The 15,212-nt window shown below is 65.5% G+C and carries 14 protein-coding genes; 7 read left to right on the top strand and 7 right to left on the bottom strand.

Features of this window, described 5'->3' with window-relative positions; translation table 11 throughout:
- Positions 1 to 96: 96 nt before the first annotated feature.
- Positions 97 to 1,317 carry a cyclopropane-fatty-acyl-phospholipid synthase family protein gene (locus tag PO883_RS24750; protein ID WP_289312119.1) on the bottom strand — a complete coding sequence of 407 codons (1,221 nt, stop codon included), beginning with the start codon at positions 1,315 to 1,317 and terminating at the stop codon, positions 97 to 99.
- A 48-nt stretch (positions 1,318 to 1,365) separates the two neighbouring features.
- Positions 1,366 to 2,568 (bottom strand): pyridoxamine 5'-phosphate oxidase, encoded by a 1,203-nt coding sequence (gene pdxH, locus PO883_RS24745; RefSeq protein WP_289312118.1) that lies wholly within the window; start codon positions 2,566 to 2,568, stop codon positions 1,366 to 1,368.
- A gap of 249 nt (positions 2,569 to 2,817) precedes the next feature.
- Between pdxH and PO883_RS24740 the strand changes: the two genes are divergently transcribed.
- The 4 genes from PO883_RS24740 to PO883_RS24725 all read left to right on the top strand — a co-directional run bounded on the left by PO883_RS24740 (position 2,818) and on the right by PO883_RS24725 (position 6,356).
- Positions 2,818 to 3,672, top strand: coding sequence for a tRNA threonylcarbamoyladenosine dehydratase (locus PO883_RS24740; RefSeq protein ID WP_289312117.1), 855 nt, complete (start codon positions 2,818 to 2,820; stop codon positions 3,670 to 3,672).
- A 50-nt stretch (positions 3,673 to 3,722) separates the two neighbouring features.
- Positions 3,723 to 4,280: an FKBP-type peptidyl-prolyl cis-trans isomerase gene (locus PO883_RS24735; protein ID WP_289312116.1), complete on the top strand. Its 558-nt coding sequence runs from the start codon at positions 3,723 to 3,725 to the stop codon at positions 4,278 to 4,280.
- Positions 4,281 to 4,308: 28 nt separating this feature from the next.
- Positions 4,309 to 5,241 carry a cysteine synthase A gene (gene cysK / locus PO883_RS24730; protein ID WP_289312115.1) on the top strand — a complete coding sequence of 311 codons (933 nt, stop codon included), beginning with the start codon at positions 4,309 to 4,311 and terminating at the stop codon, positions 5,239 to 5,241.
- 362 nt (positions 5,242 to 5,603) lie between these two features.
- Positions 5,604 to 6,356 (top strand): ABC transporter substrate-binding protein, encoded by a 753-nt coding sequence (locus PO883_RS24725; protein WP_167087684.1) that lies wholly within the window; start codon positions 5,604 to 5,606, stop codon positions 6,354 to 6,356.
- A gap of 63 nt (positions 6,357 to 6,419) precedes the next feature.
- Here PO883_RS24725 and PO883_RS24720 read toward each other — a convergent pair whose 3' ends face one another.
- The 5 genes from PO883_RS24720 to PO883_RS24700 form a co-directional block, all read right to left on the bottom strand.
- Entirely contained in the window at positions 6,420 to 7,454 is a 1,035-nt protein-coding gene (locus tag PO883_RS24720) for a cation diffusion facilitator family transporter (RefSeq protein ID WP_289312114.1), read from the bottom strand.
- The gene (locus tag PO883_RS24715) at positions 7,451 to 7,768 is read right to left on the bottom strand and encodes a helix-turn-helix transcriptional regulator (protein ID WP_289312113.1); all 318 of its coding nucleotides are present in this window, start codon (positions 7,766 to 7,768) and stop codon (positions 7,451 to 7,453) included. The genes PO883_RS24720 and PO883_RS24715 overlap by 4 nt, the downstream gene beginning before the upstream one ends.
- A gap of 69 nt (positions 7,769 to 7,837) precedes the next feature.
- The gene (locus PO883_RS24710) at positions 7,838 to 8,359 is read right to left on the bottom strand and encodes a hypothetical protein (protein WP_289312112.1); all 522 of its coding nucleotides are present in this window, start codon (positions 8,357 to 8,359) and stop codon (positions 7,838 to 7,840) included.
- Between the two features lie 6 nt (positions 8,360 to 8,365).
- Complete coding sequence (locus PO883_RS24705; RefSeq protein ID WP_167087676.1) at positions 8,366 to 9,094, bottom strand: hypothetical protein; 729 nt, start codon at positions 9,092 to 9,094, stop codon at positions 8,366 to 8,368.
- 99 nt (positions 9,095 to 9,193) lie between these two features.
- A complete protein-coding gene (locus PO883_RS24700; protein WP_167087674.1) occupies positions 9,194 to 9,676 on the bottom strand; it encodes a CinA family protein in 483 nt (160 codons plus the stop codon).
- 324 nt (positions 9,677 to 10,000) lie between these two features.
- Here PO883_RS24700 and PO883_RS24695 point away from each other — a divergent pair, with 324 nt between their 5' ends.
- The 3 genes from PO883_RS24695 to PO883_RS24685 are packed head-to-tail and all read left to right on the top strand — an operon-like array spanning position 10,001 to position 15,191.
- Positions 10,001 to 10,585: a YfiR family protein gene (locus PO883_RS24695; RefSeq protein WP_289312111.1), complete on the top strand. Its 585-nt coding sequence runs from the start codon at positions 10,001 to 10,003 to the stop codon at positions 10,583 to 10,585.
- Positions 10,582 to 12,609, top strand: coding sequence for an ATP-binding protein (locus PO883_RS24690; RefSeq protein ID WP_289312110.1), 2,028 nt, complete (start codon positions 10,582 to 10,584; stop codon positions 12,607 to 12,609). The genes PO883_RS24695 and PO883_RS24690 overlap by 4 nt, the downstream gene beginning before the upstream one ends.
- The gene (locus tag PO883_RS24685) at positions 12,606 to 15,191 is read left to right on the top strand and encodes an EAL domain-containing protein (RefSeq protein WP_289312109.1); all 2,586 of its coding nucleotides are present in this window, start codon (positions 12,606 to 12,608) and stop codon (positions 15,189 to 15,191) included. Before PO883_RS24690 ends, PO883_RS24685 begins: the two co-directional genes overlap by 4 nt.
- Positions 15,192 to 15,212 lie beyond the last annotated feature (21 nt).

Here is a 15,212-nt window from a genome sequence, read left to right as displayed (position 1 = left end):
GGGCTTCATGGGCAAGCATGGCTTCGACGCACGCGCTTCGGTGGCAAGCCCCCGCACGGCGGCGCCAGGCGCGCGGCATGCAGGATCGCCGCCGCCTCACGCCTGCGCGTACATATAGCGCCGCGACCATGGTATCGCCGCCGGATCGCGCCCCGCCTTGCCGCACACCACCTGATACAAACTGATCCAGTCGTGCGTGAACGCGTGCGTGCAGCCCGCCAGATACACTTGCCAGATGCGAAAGCGCCGCGCATCGGTCAACTGCTTGATGCGCTCCGCGTGCGCCTCGAAGTTGTCGCTCCACATGGCGCACGTGCGCGCATAGTGGCGCCGCAGGTTTTCCACGTCGCGCACCTCCAGCCCGCCTTCCTGCATCGCCTTGATCACCGTGCCCAGGTGCGCCAGCTCCCCGTACGGGAACACATACCGGCTGATGAATTCGCCGCCCCCGTGCGGCGCGCCATGGCTGTCCACGTCGGTCGTGGTCAGCCCGTGGTTCATCGCCACGCCGTCGGGCGCGAGCAGGGTGGCCATGCGGCGGAAATACGCGGGCAGCTGGCGCACGCCCACATGCTCGAACATGCCGACGCTGGTGATGCGGTCGAACTGCCCGCCGACGTCGCGGTAATCCTGCAGGCGGATCTCGACCAGCCCGCCCAGACCGGCGCGTTCGACCTGCTCGCGCGCCAGCCTGGCCTGGTTGTCGGACAGGGTGATGCCGACGCAGCGCGCCCCGTAGCGCTGGGCCGCCCGGATTGCCAGCGCACCCCAGCCGCAGCCGATATCGAGCAGGCGGTGGCCCGGGCGCACGCCGATTTTGGTGAGGATGTGGTCGATCTTTTTCACCTGCGCCTCGGCCAGCGTTTCGGCGCCGTTGTCGAAATAGGCGCACGAATACACCATGCCCGGATCGAGCCAGGCGGCGTAGAACGCGTTGGAGACATCGTAGTGATAGCGTATCGCCGCGGCATCGCGCTTGCGCGTGTGGCTGCGCGCCAGCGCGCCGAGCAGGCGCCCCAGTCCGAACGTGGGCAGGGGCGCGCGCATGTTGTTGGCCAGCGCGTTGACGACGGCAACCATGTCGCTGGCGCGTCCGCTGACATCGATCGCCCCTTCCACGTAAGCGCGGCCGAGGTTGTACAGCGATGGGGACAGCAGATAGCGCAGCGCGCGCGCATGCGGCACATGCACCGTCACGCGCGGCGGATCGGGCGAAAAATCGAGGCGCTGCCCATTCCACAGCTGCACCCGCAGGGGCAGCGAAGGCTGGCTGCGCAAGCCTTCGCTCCAGGCCCTCAGTCTGATCTGGTTGAACACGCACACCTCCGGCAATAGCGGCAGGCTCGTGTGCGTGCACACGTCCTGCTAAGGTTGCAAGCGCTCGCGTGCCCAGCTGCCATCGCCTTGCAGCGTGTACACGATGCGGTCGTGAAAGCGCGAGCGGCGTCCCTGCCAGAACTCGATTCGTTCAGGTACCAGACGGAAGCCGCCCCAGTTGTCGGGACGTGGCGGCTCCTCGCCGTATTGCTTGGCTACTACGTCGTAATGCTGTTCCAGCGCGCCACGATTGGCGATCGGCTCGCTTTGCGCCGACGCAATCGCAGCCAGCCGGCTTTTCAGCGGCCGGCTATGGAAATATTTGTCGCTTTCTTCCGCAGAAGTGCGCTCCACTCTTCCTTCGATCCGGATCTGGCGTTCGAGTTCCGTCCAAAAGAACAGTAATGCCGCATGCGGGTTGGCGGCCAGCTGGCGCCCCTTCTGGCTGTGGTAGTTGGTGTACCAGGTAAAACCGCGCGGATCGAACTGCTTGATCAGCACGATGCGCGAGGTCGGCCGGCCCTGGTCGTCCACGGTCGCCACGCTCATCGCGTTCGGCTCGTTGACCTGGGCCTTGAGCGCTTCCTCGAACCAGGTCGTAAATTGCACGAACGGATCGTCCGCCACATCGCCCTCGTTCAGGCTGGCCTGGCCGTAATCCTTGCGCAGGCTGGCCACGGCGTCGCCGGTGGCGCTGGCGGGCGCCGCCACGGCGGCTGGGACAATGCCGCGCCGCTGCTGCATCGCCTGGCCCAGCGTGGCCATCTGCCCCGGGCTGAACAGGCGCTTGGCCATCGGCGCGATATGGCCTTCCTCGCGCTCCATGTGGGCGCGGTAAGTTTCGGCGAAACGCTGCACCTCATGCGCGCGCAGCACGGCGGCGCTGCCGTCCGCAATCGCGCTCAGTTGCTCGTGCAGCGCTTGCCACATGCCATCCATCTGGCGGTGTTCGTCGAGGATGCCGGGGACGAGCTGGGCCAGCAGCTCGGCGTCGGCCCCGCTGGCGCTGGCCGTGAGCATCGGCACCAGGTTCTGTTCTTCATCTTCGTGATGCAGGGGCGCGGCCAGGTCGAAATATTTCATCACCGCGCGCGCGGCCTGGCGCGCCTCCTCGTCGGCGCCGTGGCTGGCCAGGTGCGGCACCAGTTTTTCCAGGGTCGCCAGCTGTTTGCGGATGCGGTCGTGGCAGTGTTTCAGCACCGCGATCGGCTGGTCGAAACCGGGGGCGCTGTCGGGCAGGGCGTAGCTCATGGGGATTCTCGCTTGTGGCTGGTGGCAAATACCGTATTGGCGTTGACACCAGCCCTTTCGAGCTGATCGTTGCACTCAACACCGTCGTTCCCGCGCAGGCGGGAACCCAAGTCCGTTCCGCAACCACCGGCGGCTCGACCAACTTGGGTCCCCGCCTGCGCGGGGACGACGGAGGTGACGTCAACGCCATTGGGAACATAGCGGTCATTTTAGAGCAGTCTGTCCGGCCGCGTCCGTTAAAATGGCGGCATGACTACCATCGCTACCCCACCACTTCCTCCTGAATCGGGCGAGGTCGACTTCGAGCGCCGTTTCGGCGGCATCGGCCGCCTGTACGGCCCGGCCGCGCTGGCGCGTTTTCGCAGCGCCCACGTGTGCGTGATCGGCGTCGGCGGCGTCGGTTCCTGGATCGTCGAGGCGCTGGCCCGCAGTGCCATCGGCCAACTGACCCTGATCGACCTCGACAACGTGGCCGAATCGAACATCAACCGCCAGATCCAGGCCTTGAGCGGCACCATCGGCCAGGCCAAGATCGGCGCGCTGGCCGAACGCATCGCCCAGATCAATCCCTTCTGCAAGGTCAAGCTGATCGAAGAGTTCATTGATCCCGACAACCTCGACCAGATGATCGGTGCCCACCAGTACGACTACGTGGTCGACGCCATCGACAGCGTCAAGGCCAAGGCCGCGCTGATCGCCTACTGCCGCGACCACCAGTTGCCGATGGTGATCATCGGTAGCGCCGGCGGCAAGACCGACCCGACCCGGATCGAACTGCGCGACCTGTCCAAGACCGAACAGGAGCCGCTGCTCAAGATGGTGCGCAAGCGCTTGCGCAACGAGTACGGCTTTCCGCGCAGCCTGAAAACCAGGTTCAACGTGGATGCCGTGTTTTCGATGGAACCAGTGTCGCTCCCGGAAGGCGACGACAGCTGCGCCATCGATGGCGAGGGCATCACCGGCCTGAACTGCGCCGGCTTCGGATCGAGCATGGTGGTCACCGCGACCTTCGGCATGGTCGCGGCCGGACACCTGCTGCGCCGCCTTGCCGACAGTGCGATTCACGTGCCTTCTGTGCAGGCGCCCGAGGCCTTGCTATCATAGCGTTGCAGAAGTATCCAGTTTGACCATTTCTTACTGAAAGCGATTCCATCATGCGCCGTCCCTTTTCCGTATTCCTGATGTGCGCCGCGGCGGCCTCCCTGGCCCAGGCCGCCGGCCAGACGCCGCCCGCTCCAGAGACGCCGCCGGCGGCCACGACCGTGCCAGCGACCGACGTGCCACCCGCACCGGCCCCATCGGCCCAGCCGGCCGCGCAGCCTGCCACCCCGCCTGGCACCGTGGTGCTGGCCGAGCCGGTGCTCGATCCGCTGGTGGCCACCGATACCAAGGTCGGCAGCGGCGCCGAAGCGACCGCCGGCAGCAAGGTATTCGTGCATTACACCGGCTGGCTGTACAAGCCGATGGCCACGCGCCAGCGCGGCCGCCAGTTCGACTCCTCGCTCACGCGCGGCGCGCCGCTCGAATTCGTGCTCGGCACCGGCCGCGTGATCAAGGGCTGGGACCAGGGCGTGATGGGCATGAAAGTGGGCGGCAAGCGCACCCTGGTCATCCCGAGCTACCTGGCCTACGGCAAGCGCGGCGCACCGGGCGGCGGCATTCCGCCGGACGCCGATCTGATCTTCGACGTGGAACTCGTGAACGTCAAATAAGTCCAACCATTTCAGCGGGAGAGTGAGCATGAGAATCGCAAACGACGTCACTGAGTTAATCGGCAACACCCCGCTGGTCCGGATCCGCAAGCTGGCGCATGGCGCCGGCGCAGACATCCTGGCCAAGCTGGAGTTCTACAATCCGGCCCACAGCGTCAAGGACCGGATCGGCCTGGCCATGGTCGAAGCGGCCGAGGCGGCCGGCAAGATCGGTCCCGACACCGTCATCGTCGAGCCGACCAGCGGCAACACTGGCATCGCGCTGGCCATGGTGTGCGCGGCGCGCGGCTACCGCTGCAAGCTGGTCATGCCCGAAACCATGAGCAGCGAGCGGCGCATGCTGCTGCGCGCCTACGGCGCCGAGCTGGTGCTCACGCCGGGGCCGGAAGGCATGCTGGGCGCCATCCGCGTGGCCGAGGAACTGGTCGCGGCCAATCCCAACTACTTCATGCCGCAGCAATTCAACAATCCCGCCAATCCGGATGTGCACCGCCGCACCACGGCCGAGGAAATCTGGCGCGACACCGACGGCAAGGTCGATATCCTGGTGGCCGGCGTCGGCACCGGCGGCACCATTACCGGCGTGGGCGAAGTGCTCAAGGCGCGCAAGCCGGGTTTCCAGGCCATCGCCGTGGAGCCGGAAGCGTCGCCCATCCTGTCCAAAGGCACCAAGGGTCCGCACCCGATCCAGGGCATCGGCGCCGGTTTCGTGCCGCAAGTGCTCAACCGCGCGGCCTTCGATGAAGTCATCTGCGTGAGCAACGAGGCCGCCTTTGAAACCGCACGCGCCGCCGCCCGCGAAGAAGGGCTGCTGGTCGGCATTTCATCGGGTGCGGCGCTGTGGGCCGCGATCGCAGTGGCACGCCGTCCCGAGAACGCGGGCAAGGTGATCGTGACGATCATCCCGTCGTTCGGCGAACGCTATCTGTCCACGCCGTTGTTCGCCAACCTGGCGGGCTGACCCGGCGCGTGCAGCGCGAGGAAATGGGTGCCGCGGTCGTCGCGAATGCGGGCGCGGCGACACCGTTGCCAGCCGGCTTGAGGGCATCGACCGCCCGCGCAGGACGACCTTGCCGGCCACGCGGTGCTCGCGCTGTTCTTCGGCCTTTTTTCTCCCGCTCGACGTTGCCGTGCTGCATTGGAGAAACACCATTGATTTCTTGGTCGACAAGACGCCACGCAAGGCATGGCGGGCCTCTCGGAGCCACCGTCTACTCCACGCCACGAAGCAATTGCGCGGGATCAATTTGAGTGTAAAATGAATCGCCAGTTGGTTAAAAACAGCGGAATCGTGTGCCATCCCTTACGCCGAGGAGGACCGTCATGAAACGTCTCTTGTTTTGCCTCGCCATGCTTGCCAATGGGCATGCTGCTTTGGCTGCCGCCGAAATTATTCCAGCTTACAACTCCTATTCGGCGGTGCCGTTTGTCGTCGGCGATGGCGGACTGGCGCAGGAAACGGTCGCCTACCTGAATAACAAGCTAAAGGGAAAGTATCAACTCCAGCTTAAACAGGTTTCTCGCGATACGCTCAACAATACGGTGCTGAAGGACCCGGACTTCAAGGGTATCGTGCTGTTCCTCGGCCCATTCTTCGTTGATGACAGCGCAAAGGCGAAATATCACTGGTCGCCTGCATTGATTGGCGACTCCAATGCCGTCATCTCGCTCAAAAGCCGCAAGCTCGAATACAGCGGCCCCGAGGACTTGGCTGGTTTGAAATTCGGCGGTATCAAAGGGAACCGCTATGCCGGCCTGGAAGAACACTTCGGCAAAGACATCCAGCGCGAGGACGTGCAGGAAGAATTTTCGAATATCAAGAAAGTCGCGTCGGGCAAAGTCGACGTGACGATCATGGCGAGCAGCACCTTTCGCTTTCTGATGAAGCAAATGGGAGCCGAAGCTGCAGCCGGAAGCAATCTGTACACGTCGTCGCGTCCCCACTTCGCCTTTGAACGCCACGTCTTTTCTGCCAAAGGCGATGCTGCGTTGGCCAAGGAAATCGACGCTGCCGTTGCCGCCAGCAAGACCGATCCGGTGTGGCGGGCGCTCCTGTCCAAATACGGCCTGGAATGACTACGCCGCAGCCTGGCCGGCCCGGCGTCGGCTGAGCCAAAGCCGCCTCCGTGGCGCGCCGCGCTAGGCCGGCTTTGCTTGCTCCGCATGCAAGGTGCAGCTGTGATCGCTCGTGCCCAGTTCTACCTGCAAGGTGCAATGGTGGATCGCATAATCGGCCTTGAGGGTCGCCACGATCGTGTCGAGCGCGGCGTCGCCCGGGTAGCCATCCGGCATCACCAGGTGCGCGGTCAGGGCCGTCTCGGTCGTGCTCATGGCCCAGATATGCAAGTCGTGAATGCTGGCCACACCCGGCCGCGCCTTCAGATAATCGCCCACCGCAGCGGCATCCACATTGGCCGGCACCGCCGCCAGCACCAGGTCCAGCGATTCGCGCAGCAAGCCCCAGGTGGTAACTAAAATCAGCAGCACGATCACGATACTGACCGCCGGGTCGAGCCAGGTCCAGCCGGTCAACATGATCGCCACGCCCGACAGCACCACGCCCAGCGAAATCGCGGCATCGGCCGCCATGTGCTGGTAAGCGCCGCGGATGTTCAGGTCGTCCTTGCTGCCAGCCATGAACAGCCAGGCCGAAAAGCCGTTGACCAGCACGCCGATGCCGGCCACCACCGACATCGTCATTCCCTGTACCGGCGCCGGATTGGCGAAACGGTGCACCGCTTCCCAGCCGATCGCGCCGCAGGCCAGCATCAGCAGCAGGGCGTTGAGCAGGGCCGCCAGGATCGACGAGCTGCGCAAGCCGTAGGTGTAGCGCCCGTCCGGTGCGCGCTTGGTGAGCATGGCTGCGCCCCAGGCCAGCATCAGGCCCAGCACATCGGACAGGTTGTGGCCGGCGTCGGCCATCAGCGCCGTTGAGTTGGCCAGGAATCCGTAAAAGAATTCGATGCCGACAAACACCGTGTTCAGGCCGATGGCCAGCGCGAACGCGCGCCCATTGCCGTTCGGATCGAGCTGGTGATGATGGTGTCCGTGCCCATGGCCGTGATCGTGGCCGTGGCCGTGGCCATGCTTGTGCGCCGCTTCGGGCGCCTTGGCGGGCGCATGCGCGTGGCTGTGTCCGGCGTGGTCGTGATCGTGGTCGTGGGCGCTGGTCATGGGTCGATTCCATTGGTGGGTTCTGCGATGTGGTCGAGCATGTCGGTCAGCACGCCGCTGATGTGGGCGTCCGCCGTCGAATAAAACACTTGCTTGCCCTGGCGCTCGGCCTTGACGATGCGGGCCGCGCGCAGCAGGCGCAGGTGGTGGCTGACCAGGGAGCTGCTCAGTTGCAGGGTGGCGGCGATGTCGCCCACCGCAATCGGTCCTGCCAGGCAGGACAGCACGATGCGCAGCCGGGTCGGGTCGCCCAGCAGGTGGAACAGGTCGGCCAGTTGGGCAATCGAAGCGTCGTTATCGGGAGAAGGTTTCATAGCCAACATGTGAAGATATGTAGATATGATAGCGCAATTCTGCCGCGAGGCATGTTCCTCGCCGCAATTTCAGGGTTTTTGCATTTCGGCGGCGATGACGGCGCGCGTCTTGGGGTCCAGCCTGGCGACGATGGCGGCCAGTTTTTCACCCTCGCGCAGGGCAGCGCTTTGCCCGGGCGTCAATTCGTTCGCCGCCACTGCCGCAGCGGGGGCGGGCGCCGGGCGCAATAACAGTGCCTGGCCGGCCAGCACCACGAAGGCGCACAGCAGCGCCGCGCCGCCGGCAATCGCGATGATGCGTTTTTCCCGCAGCGGCTGGACGTGGATGGCCGGCGGCGGCGCGACCAGTGCCGCCGGCGCCGGGCGCTCGCCAGCGGCCTTGCTGAAGTGGCACAGGCTGCCGCTCTCTTGCAGCGCCTGGACCTGGTCGGCCAGGTCGGCGGTGGCGTCGTCGAGCAGCTCCACGTGGCGCTCGACCGCTTCGGCCAGCACCGCCTCGTTCAGCGCCACCAGCGCGAAAATCGGATCGTCGATATCGATCCGCACGCCGGTTTTCTCAAAGACGAGGGTGCGCAGTTTTTGCTGGTCCATGCCGGCTTACCACTGGACGTTGTCGAGTTGCTCGAACAGGTCGCGGAACACCACCTTGATGCGCTGCTTTTCCATGACGTTGAATTTGTCGCTTTCGCGCACTTCATTGGCGGTCAGGCGCGCGATGTTCATCTTCTTGATGTCGGCGCCGAAGGTGTCGGCATTGCGCTGCGACAGCACCACCCGCCCGCACACGCGCGCGGCGTTGTCGGCATAGGTCTGCGACTCGGTAAACACCTTGCCGGTGGCCGATTGCAGCGGGCCGAAGTGTTCGTTTTCCCACAGTACCAGCGGCACGCTGGTCGACTTGGCGGTCGAGACAAACCCCATGGCCGTGTCGTGCAGGGTGTCGCCGCCGCCGACGATGGTGTGGATGTATACCTTGCGCCCGGATTCCTTGAGCAAATCGAAGCAATCATTTTCCAGCAGGTAACCCATCAGCGGCGAAAAGGTGTTGGCGCCGTTGTCGATCACGCAGTTGCCTTCTTCTTCCAGCAAGTCGATCATCAGCGCATCGAAGCGCTTGGGGTCGATGTTGCGCGCATCGGTCATGACCGGCACGTGTTTCACGTCCATCGCCTTGTAGCGCGAAAAGGTGGCGTTTTCCTGGTCGGTGTCGTAGCAGCGCAGGGGCCGCTCGTCCTTGCCTGCCAGCCATTGCGCCAGGATGGTCGAGACCAGGGTCTTGCCGATGCCGCCCTTGCCCTGCAGGATGAAATGAACCGTATTGTGCATCGAATTGCTCCAGAAAATGGCCGGCGCCGGTGCGCGCCGGCCCGGCAGGTGTCAATGCAAGGGGAGAACCGGACGATGTCGCCATCGGCCATCGCGCTGCTATTCGATGATGCGCAGCAGCCCTTGCAGCGCGTGCACCACGGTCTGTTCGCGCACGGCGTGGCGGTCGCCCGCGAACACCAGGCGTTCGGTCTGGACCGCGTCGCCCCTGGCCCAGCCGAAGCAGACCGTGCCGACCGGCTTGCCCGGCACCGCGCCGCTGGGGCCGGCGATGCCGGTGGTCGACAGGGCCACGTGCGCGTTGCTGTTTGCCAACGCACCGCTGGCCATGGCGGCCGCCACTTCTTCGCTGACCGAGCCCAGCTGCGCCATCAGCGCCGCCGACACGTCCAGCAATTCGGTTTTCGAGGCATTCGAATAGGTGATGAAGCCGCAATCGAACCAGCCGGTCGAGCCGGCCACCTCGGTGACCGCCTGCGCTACCCCGCCGCCGGTGCACGATTCGGCGGTCACCAGCAGCAAGCCTTTCGCTTGCAGCGCGCGGCCGACTTTGGCGGAAAGATCGAGAATGTCGTTCGTCACGTGTTGCTCCTTTTGGACGGTAATCGGGGATCGGAAAACTGATCAGGGGAGGGCGCGCGCACGACGGCGCGGCCCTGCGATTCTACTTTACCATGCGCTCTGCAACACTGTCCGCCCACCCTGTTGCAATGTTTCAAAAGGGATATCCAAGCGAAGTAAAACAGCGTAGAGTGGTTCCGGGGAAAACGTCGTGCGCCGCCCAGGTTTGTGCCGTGCGCCGCCAGCCTGTTGCTCTGATAAGCTGGGCTTTAGCGCTGAGTTTGCTTTTCTGTCTGATTCGGATTGGAGTCCCATGTCCCCGATTCTTTTGCTTGCCGAACCGCCATGGCGGGCCTGAGCCGGTTTGCATTGCGCAGGCGTGCGGGACGCTGGCTGGCGCTGCCGGCGCTATTGGCGCTACTGGCCATGCTCGCCTGGAGCGGCGCTGCCCAGGCCCAGCCCAGCGTCGAAAACCAGGTCAAGGCGGCTTACCTGTTCAAATTCGCCGGCTTCGTCGAGTGGCCCGAAGGCAGCTTCGCGCGCCCCGACAGCCCGCTCCAGATCGGCGTGGCCGGCAACGATAGCCTGGCCGACCAGCTCGAACAAATGGTGGCCGGGCGCACCGTCGGCGGGCACGCCATTTCGGTGCGCAAGCTGCGCCGCGGCGACGCCCTGCAGGGCCTGCACATCCTGTTTATCGGCGCCGGCGAGCGCGCCACCGTGATCGACATGCTGGCGGCCGCGCGCGGCCAGTCGGTGCTTACCGTGTCGGATGCCGACGACGGCATCGCGCTCGGTTGCATGATCGCCTTCGTGGTAGCCCAGGACCGGCTGCGCTTCGACGTCGCCCTCGGCCAGGTCACGTCGAGCCGGCTGCGCATCAGCGCGCGCATGCTGGCCGCCGCCAACCGCGTGCAGGGGGCCACATGATCGTTCGCTCGATCCGCCAAAAACTGGTCACGCTGGTGATGCTCACCACCCTGGCCGCACTGCTGGTATCGATCGGCACCGTGATCGCCTACGACCTGCGCAACTACCACAAGGCCCTGCTGGGCGACATGGCGACCCAGGCCGAACTGCTCGGCCACATGACCTCGGCCGCGCTCACCTTCGACGACGCCCGCCTGGCCACCGAAAACCTGGCGCTGCTGCGCATCCGCCCGTCGGTGCGGGCCGGCGCCATCTACGACGCCAAGGGCATCCTGTTCGCTTCCTACCGCGCGCCGGGCGAGCGCGCCGCGTTCCCGGTCAGTCCCCAGGCCGACGACCTGCGCGTGAGCGGCGACGACCTGCTGCTGTACCGCCGGGTGGTCGAAAACGGCGAACTGCTCGGCACCGTGTACCTGCGCGCCGAATACACCCTGGTCGCGCGCGCGGTCGACTACCTGAGCATCGCCGCCGGCGTGATCGTGCTGGCGATGCTGATCGCCTGGCTGATGACGCGCCGGCTCGGGCGCATCGTCACCGCGCCGATCGTCGCGCTCACCGAAACCGCGCGCGAAGTGGTCAGCACGCGCGACTACTCGCGCCGCGCCCCGCGCATCAGCGACGACGAGGCGGGCGAACTGGTCGACTCGTTCAATGCCATGCTGGGCGAAATCGAGCAGCGCACCGGCGCGCTCGAAACGTCGCACCATGCGATTGCGCGCGAAGCCGAGGAACGCGCGCGCGCGCAGCAGGAAATCATGGACCTCAACGAGCAGCTTGAAGTGCGCGTGCACGAACGCACCATGCAGCTCGAACTGACCAATGCCGAACTGGAAGTGGCCATGGCTGCGGCCAAGAACGCCAACCAGGCCAAGTCGGCCTTCCTGTCGTCGATGAGCCACGAGCTGCGCACGCCGCTCAACGCGATTCTCGGCTTCGCCCAGATCCTCACGTCCGAATCGCTGCCGTCGACGCTGGCGCAAAAGAAGGAGTTTGCCGGCCACATTCTCAAGTCGGGGCGCCATCTGCTCACCCTGATCAACGAAATCCTCGACCTGGCCAAGGTCGAATCGGGCACCGTGACGCTGTCGATGGAACCGGTGGCGCTGGCCGACATGCTGGTCGAGTGCCGCAACATGACCGAACCGCTGGCGCAGCAGCGCAAGATCCGCATGCTGTTCCCGGACGCCCCGGACGCCGTGGTGCAGGCCGACCGCACGCGCCTGAAACAGGTGCTCTTGAATTTGCTCTCGAACGCCATCAAGTACAACCGCGAGATGGGCGCGGTGGTGTGCGACTGCAGCGTGGTCACCGCCAACCGCGTGCGCCTGTCGGTGCAGGATACCGGCATGGGCCTGCGTCCGGATCAGATCGCCTCGCTGTTCCAGCCGTTTAACCGCCTGGGCCAGGAGAACGGCAGCGAGGAAGGCACCGGCATCGGCCTGGTCGTCACGCGCCGCCTGGTGGAGCTGATGGGCGGCGAAATCGGCGTCTCGAGCAGCGTCGGCGTGGGCACCGTGTTCTGGATCGAACTGGGCCTGACCCAGCCGGTGCCCTCGGCCGTTGGCGAGGCGACCGTGCTGACGCTGGAACACAAGGCCGCGCCCGCGCCGCTGGCCGACCACAGCCTGCTGTATGTCGAAGACAACCCGGCCAACCTGAAACTGGTGCAGGAGATCGTGCGCTTCCGGCCCGACCTGCACCTCTTGACCGCGCCCGATGGCCACCTCGGCATCGAACTGGCCAAGGCGCACCTGCCCGACGTGATCCTGATGGACCTCAATCTGCCATGCGTGAGCGGGGCGGACGCGCTCAAGGAATTGCGCAGCGATCCGCGCACGGCGCACATTCCGGTCATCGCGCTGACCGCCAACGCCATGCCGCGCGATATCGAGCGCGGACTGGCCAGCGGCTTTTTCCGTTACCTCACCAAACCGATCAATATCGACGAATTCAACGAGGCGATCGACAGCACCCTCGCATTCGCCGACACGCGGCAGCTTGCGCAGAAAGCGCGGAACCCATGATATCGCTTGATGACATCCATAACGCCGCCATCCTGGTCGTCGACGACCAGCTGGTCAACGTCCAGCTGCTCGAATACCTGCTCACGACCACCGGCTACACCAACGTCAGCAGCACCACCGACCCGCGCGGGGTGGCCGCGATGCACCTCAAGCACCGTTACGACCTGATCATCCTCGACCTGCACATGCCGGGCATGAATGGCTTCCAGGTGATGGAGGCGCTGGCGCCCATGGAAACCGAAGCCTACCTGCCGGTGCTGGTGGTGACGGCCGAACCGGACAAGAAGCTGGCCGCGCTCGACGCCGGCGCGCGCGACTTCGTCGGCAAGCCGTTCGACCCGGTCGAAGTGCTCACCCGCATCCGCAACATGCTCGAAGTGCGCCTGCTGCACCGCGAATCGAAGAGCTACGGCACCCTGCTCGAACAGACGGTGCGCGAGCGCACCGCCGAACTGCAGCGCTTTCGCAGCGCCATGGACGCCACCGACGACGCCATCTTCCTGATCGACACCGGCAGCATGCGCGTGGTCGACGTCAACGATGGCGCCTGCCGCATGCTCGGCTACCAGCGCGACGCGCTGCTGCGGCTCGACCCGACGGTGTTCGGCCTGGCCGGCCCCGGCCAGCTGGCGCGCCAGGCCGACCCGGAGCGCGACGCCGCGCGCTACCCCGACCTGGTCGAAGACCAGCTGACGCGCGCCGACCTGCGCGAAGTGGCGGTGGAAATCTACTGGCAAACCCAGGCCGTGGGCAGCACGCGCATGCTGATCGCGGTGGCGCGCGACATCAGCGAGCGCCTGGCCGCGCGCCAGCGCCTGGCGCACCTGGCCAGCTACGACAGCCTGACCGGCCTGCCCAACCGCACCCTGTTCTACCAGACCTTGCGCGAAGCGATTGAGCTGGCCCAGGACAAGCAGTGGCGCATCGTGGTGCTGTTCATTGCGCTCGACCGCTTCAAGACCGTCAACGATTCGCTCGGCTCGGCCCTGGGCGACGAGCTGCTGCGCCAGTTCAGCACGCGCCTGGTGCAGTGCGTGCGCATCCGCGACACGGTCGGGCGCCTGGGCGGCGATGAATTCGCCCTCATCCTGACCATGACGCGCAACCAGCAGGACGCCGTCAACGTCGCCAACGAAGTGCGCGATACGCTGCGCGCGCCGTTCGACCTGCAGGGCAAGCAGGCCGGCCTGACGGCCAGCATCGGCATCGCCATGTATCCGGACGACGCGCTTGACCCCGAAACGCTGATCAAGTACGCCGACACGGCCATGGGCCGCGCCAAGGAAGCGGGGCGCGACGGCTACCGCTTTTTCACCGCCGGCATGAACGTGCAGGTGCTGGAGCGGCTCGACCTCGAACTGGCGCTGCGGCACGCGCTGGAGCATGGCGAATTCCTGCTGTACTTCCAGCCCAAGGTGAATCTGCGCACGGGCCGCATCAGCGGCGCCGAAGCGCTGCTGCGCTGGAACCGGCCCGGCTACGGCCTGGTGTTCCCGGCCGAATTCGTGCCGGTGATGGAGGAAACCGGCTTGATCGTGCGGGTCGGCGGGTGGGTGATCGACGAAGCCTGCCGCCAGATTGCGCTATGGTCGGCCAGCGAGGTGGGCGACGTGCGGGTGGCCGTCAATGTATCGAGCCGCCAGTTTGTCGAGGGCGACCTGGAAGGCGAAATCCGCGCGGCGGTCGGCCGGCACGGGATCGATGCCGCGCTGCTGGAACTGGAACTGACCGAAAGCGCGCTGATGTCCAACGCCGAGCACACCATTGCGGTGCTGGGCAATCTGAAGCAGCTTGGCATCACGATTGCGATCGACGATTTCGGCACCGGCTATTCGAGCCTGGCGTACCTGAAGCGCTTCCCGATCGACAAGCTCAAGATCGACATCGCCTTCGTGCGCGACGTGACGGTCAATCCGGACGACGCGGCCATCGCCCTGGCCATCATCGGCATGGCCCATTCGCTGCACATGCAGGTAATCGCGGAAGGGGTCGAGACGCCGGCGCAGATGGCCTACCTGCGGCGCCACCGCTGCGACGAAGTGCAGGGTTTCCATTTCAGCCGCCCGCTGCCGGCCGCGGAGTTCGGCGAGATGGTGCTGGCCAATCTGGCGCAGCCGTCCGAGCCGGAGTCGCCCGACAACCACCGCCAGACCTTGCTGATCGTGGACGACGACGTCAACGTGCTGTCGTCGCTGCACCGGCTGTTCAAGCGCGATAACTACCGGATCCTGACGGCGGTGTCGCCGGGCGAAGGCTTCGAGCTGCTGGCGCTGCACACGGTGCAGGTGATCGTGTGCGACCAGCGCATGCCGGGCATGAGCGGTACCGAGTTCCTGAGCAAGGTCAAGGAGCTGTATCCGGATACGATACGGATTATCTTGTCGGGCTACACGGGGCTCGAAGCGGTGCTCGACTCGATCAACCGTGGCGCGATTTACCGCTTCTACACCAAGCCGTGGGACGAGACGCAGCTGCGCGATAACGTGCGGCTGGCGTTTCATCATTACTGGCTGATGAATGGTCCCAAGGACGATCCGCACAATGCGCACTTTGTCGAAGCCGGGCAGGTGGAGGCGGAGTAGGGGCGGTTGGGCGCCCGCCCC

The sequence above is a fragment of the Massilia sp. DJPM01 genome (genome assembly GCF_030348125.1).
GTDB lineage: Bacteria > Pseudomonadota > Gammaproteobacteria > Burkholderiales > Burkholderiaceae_D > Telluria_A > Telluria_A frigida.
Note: the sequence above shows the minus strand (reverse complement) of the source record. Positions and strands in the feature narration are given on the sequence as shown.

Coding starts and splice junctions, on each gene's coding strand:
- pdxH (WP_289312118.1), bottom strand. CDS start 2,568: ATGAGCTACGCCCTGCCCGACAGCGCCCCCGGTTTCGACCAGCCGATC.
- PO883_RS24740 (WP_289312117.1), top strand. CDS start 2,818: ATGACTACCATCGCTACCCCACCACTTCCTCCTGAATCGGGCGAGGTC.
- PO883_RS24735 (WP_289312116.1), top strand. CDS start 3,723: ATGCGCCGTCCCTTTTCCGTATTCCTGATGTGCGCCGCGGCGGCCTCC.
- cysK (WP_289312115.1), top strand. CDS start 4,309: ATGAGAATCGCAAACGACGTCACTGAGTTAATCGGCAACACCCCGCTG.
- PO883_RS24725 (WP_167087684.1), top strand. CDS start 5,604: ATGAAACGTCTCTTGTTTTGCCTCGCCATGCTTGCCAATGGGCATGCT.
- PO883_RS24720 (WP_289312114.1), bottom strand. CDS start 7,454: ATGACCAGCGCCCACGACCACGATCACGACCACGCCGGACACAGCCAC.
- PO883_RS24715 (WP_289312113.1), bottom strand. CDS start 7,768: ATGAAACCTTCTCCCGATAACGACGCTTCGATTGCCCAACTGGCCGAC.
- PO883_RS24710 (WP_289312112.1), bottom strand. CDS start 8,359: ATGGACCAGCAAAAACTGCGCACCCTCGTCTTTGAGAAAACCGGCGTG.
- PO883_RS24705 (WP_167087676.1), bottom strand. CDS start 9,094: ATGCACAATACGGTTCATTTCATCCTGCAGGGCAAGGGCGGCATCGGC.
- PO883_RS24695 (WP_289312111.1), top strand. CDS start 10,001: ATGGCGGGCCTGAGCCGGTTTGCATTGCGCAGGCGTGCGGGACGCTGG.
- PO883_RS24690 (WP_289312110.1), top strand. CDS start 10,582: ATGATCGTTCGCTCGATCCGCCAAAAACTGGTCACGCTGGTGATGCTC.
- PO883_RS24685 (WP_289312109.1), top strand. CDS start 12,606: ATGATATCGCTTGATGACATCCATAACGCCGCCATCCTGGTCGTCGAC.